Below are 258 nucleotides of genomic sequence, written 5' to 3' on the forward strand. Positions count from 1 at the left end.
GGCAAGATCACCGTGTCGGACGCCGAGGTCGTGAACTACATCGCGAGCCAGCGCGGGCCGAGCGCGGCGCAGCAGCAGGACCTGCGCTTCCAGCATATCTTCATCAAGGCGCCGACCAACGCGCCGCAGGCCGAGATCGAAGTCGCGCAGAAGAAGGCCGAAGCGCTGCTCCAGCAGGCCACGTCGGGCGCCGATTTCGAGAAGCTCGCGAAGAACAATTCGGAAGCGAACGACGCGAAGAAGGGCGGCGACCTCGGC

At 65.9% G+C, this 258-nt stretch carries 1 protein-coding gene; it reads left to right on the forward strand.

Annotation, left to right across the window (positions count from 1 at the left end; translation table 11 throughout):
* The coding region (locus tag SB764_RS42080; protein WP_410867048.1) for a peptidylprolyl isomerase at positions 1–258 on the forward strand (258 nt) is incomplete at both ends.

The sequence above is a fragment of the Paraburkholderia sp. SIMBA_027 genome (genome assembly GCF_046535315.1).
In the GTDB taxonomy this organism is placed as follows: domain Bacteria; phylum Pseudomonadota; class Gammaproteobacteria; order Burkholderiales; family Burkholderiaceae; genus Paraburkholderia; species Paraburkholderia tropica.